The sequence below is a fragment of the Spongiactinospora gelatinilytica genome (assembly GCF_003236385.1).
Taxonomy (GTDB): domain Bacteria; phylum Actinomycetota; class Actinomycetes; order Streptosporangiales; family Streptosporangiaceae; genus Spongiactinospora; species Spongiactinospora gelatinilytica.
The window spans coordinates 1-1,296 of record NZ_POUA01000726.1; the positions used below are offsets into that span (position 1 = coordinate 1).

A 1,296-nucleotide genomic window follows, 5' to 3' on the forward strand; every position below is an offset into this window, starting at 1 on the left:
CGTGGCCCGTGACAGGGCGGCCGAGAATCCTCCGGCACTTCGCGCCTCCCGCGCAGCCCTGGCTCGCCGGGCATCGAGGCGTCGATCTCCAGGCCGCTCCGGGCGACATGATCCGGTCCCCCGGACCTGGCACCGTGGGCTTCGCCGGGCCGGTGGGAGGGCGGGGGGTGGTCACCGTCCTCCACGAAGGCGGGCTGCGAAGCACCTACCTGCCGGTCCGGGCGCGAGTGCGGCGCGGCCAGACGGTGACCGCCGGCGACGTGCTCGGCGTCATCGAGGAGTCAGGGGAGTCGTCGACCGGCGGCCCCGCCCACTGCCCGGTCTCCTGCCTGCACTGGGGACTGCGCAGCGGCACCGACTACCTCGACCCGCTGCTGCTCATGGGGCTCGCCCCGGTGCGGCTGCTCCCGCTCTGGCCGCCGCCCTCCTCAAGCTCGTGGATGCGCCTGCCGGTAGGCGCTCCGGAGCCGGTCTATGGACACATGGGTGTAGATCTGAGTGGTGTTGAGTGAGGCGTGTCCCAAGATCTCCTGAACACTGCGGAGGTCCGCCCCGCCCTCGAGCAGGTGGGTGGCCGCCGTGTGCCGCAACCCGTGCGGGCCCATGTCGGGAGCGCCCTCCACCGCGGCCAGCCGGGTGTGCACGACCCGCCGTACCGTCCCCGGGTCGATACGCCCTCCCCTGGTCCCGAGGAACAACGCCGGCCCGCTCCGCTCGCGGAGCCACAGCGGCCTTCCCTGCACGCACCAGGCGTCCAGGGCCTGCATCGCCGGAGCCCCGAAAGGCACCGTACGCTCCCTGCCGCCTTTGCCGAGCACCCGCAACGTCCGGCGGTCGCGATCGACATCGTCCACGTCGAGCGCGCACAGCTCACTGACCCGGATCCCGGTGCCGTAGAGCACTTCCATGATCGCCTGATCGCGCAGCCTCTTCGGCCCCTCCCCTTCAGGCCCGTCAAGTACGGCTCGCGCCTCCTCCTGCCCGAGCACGGCCGGCAGCGTCCGCCCGGCCTTGGCCGTGCCCAGCAACAGCCCGGGGTCATCGGCCAGCCAGCCCCGCCGATGGGCGAACGTGGAGAACACCCGCGCGCACGCCGTCCTGCGTGCCAACGTCGCCCGCGCGAGCCCCGCCCGATGCTGCTCAGCGAGCCAGGCCCGCAGCGCCACGATGTCCAACCCCGCCAGGTTCTCCGCACCGGCCGCCCGCAGATGCCCCATCAACCCCGCAAGATCGGTCATATAGGCCCGCACCGTGTGCTGAGAAAGCCCCCGCTCCAACCGCAGATACCGCTCGAAC

At 72.5% G+C, this 1,296-nt stretch carries 2 protein-coding genes; one reads left to right on the top strand and one right to left on the bottom strand.

Features of this window, described 5'->3' with window-relative positions; all coding sequences use genetic code 11:
* The coding region (locus tag C1I98_RS38940; RefSeq protein ID WP_146607936.1) for a murein hydrolase activator EnvC family protein at window positions 1-512 on the top strand (512 nt) is incomplete at its 5' end.
* On the opposite strand, the gene C1I98_RS38945 is transcribed toward C1I98_RS38940, so the two are convergent.
* Window positions 429-1,296, bottom strand: an 868-nt coding sequence (locus tag C1I98_RS38945; protein WP_111172190.1) for a tyrosine recombinase XerC, incomplete at its 5' end; no start/stop codon positions are given. The genes C1I98_RS38940 and C1I98_RS38945 overlap by 84 nt on opposite strands.